A 1,183-nucleotide genomic window follows, 5' to 3' on the forward strand; every position below is an offset into this window, starting at 1 on the left:
GCAAAACCTACGGGCCCAATCGGCGCATCATCGTCAACGAGTTCTGGAAGGACGCGCAGCTCGTGGGACGGATTTTCGAAGCGGCGTTCACCGCGGCCGGCCGGCCAGTCTGCAGCCCGCATAGCACGCGGAACATGATCGTCAGCCTGATTTATTCGCTGGGTTTGTCTATCGCGGTAGCGAAGGCATGGAGCCAAGGTCTCGGGCACAATTCCGCGCACACCACACTGACGAGCTACGGACGGCTGTCTAACGAGGAGCAGGAGGATCTCGTCCTCAACTCTAGCGGAGAAGCGGGCAAACGCCCCATGTCCGATGCCGAGATCGAAAAGATCATCACGATGACTTTGGCTCGCGCGATGAAGAAGCCGTCCAAAGAGGACACGCCCGGGGGCGAGGATCCGTCTGCCTAAGGCGAGCAAAGGAGTGAGGGGGGCACATCGAAGCCTTCCCTCGATCTCATCGAGAGCGCAAGAAGCGGTTCGTCTGGGACTGGGCGACGGAAAATCCACTCTGAGGTATCGGTCCACCGTAACCCAGAGGTAGACCCTACTACTTTCCGTTGTGTCCACGATCTCGCCCGGGGTGGCACTAGGCGCCGTCGATTGTTCCCAGAGCGCCGGGCGGTATCTGCAAGACAATTGGATCGTTGGTAAGCACTAGAGCACCGATGAAATAGACCGTGGCGGCATCCATAGACTTGGAAAACACCAGGATCGGGTATTCCTTAACCCCGATCGTGAGGAAGCCCTTTTGGATTGCCGCCGCGCTATCCCTTGAAGAGAGTTCGGGAACGGGTTGTAGGCATGCCCCAAAGTCGAGGCTATCGTGGATCTTCAGCACCGTTTCCGCACTGAGAACGCCATCCCTAGAATCCAGCGGCTCGATCGGGATGTCGACCTCGGCGGGCGTGAGGATGGATTGAGTGACTGCCGCGGCGTCGCTTTAAGACTCAGGCACGAACGGCAGCTTCGCGCCCTCCAAACTGCCGTTCCGAGCCCTTGTTGCCGATCCCGAAACCCGCCATTCCTTCATCTGGCGCGCACGCATGAGAGAGGCGAGCCTTCGATGACGATCTGCGGGTTGTGTCCTGTCTCCAGCTGGACAGGGAGGACTAGGGCGCCGTCCATCATCCTGGTTTCAGCATGCATGGCGAGATTAACGATCGGCATCGCCAATCCTT

The 1,183-nt window shown here is 59.1% G+C and carries 1 protein-coding gene and 1 pseudogene; one reads left to right on the plus strand and one right to left on the minus strand.

The window, feature by feature from the left end; all coding sequences use genetic code 11:
• A pseudogene (locus OSH12_RS26175) lies at positions 1 to 413 on the plus strand (hypothetical protein); the annotation flags it as partial.
• A gap of 178 nt (positions 414 to 591) precedes the next feature.
• Here the strand turns inward: OSH12_RS26175 and OSH12_RS26180 are convergent.
• On the minus strand, positions 592 to 843 hold the full coding sequence (locus tag OSH12_RS26180; RefSeq protein WP_266346578.1) for a hypothetical protein: 252 nt from the start codon (positions 841 to 843) through the stop codon (positions 592 to 594).
• Positions 844 to 1,183 lie beyond the last annotated feature (340 nt).

It is taken from the genome of Kaistia terrae (assembly GCF_026344005.1).
GTDB classification, from domain to species: Bacteria; Pseudomonadota; Alphaproteobacteria; order Rhizobiales; family Kaistiaceae; genus Kaistia; species Kaistia terrae.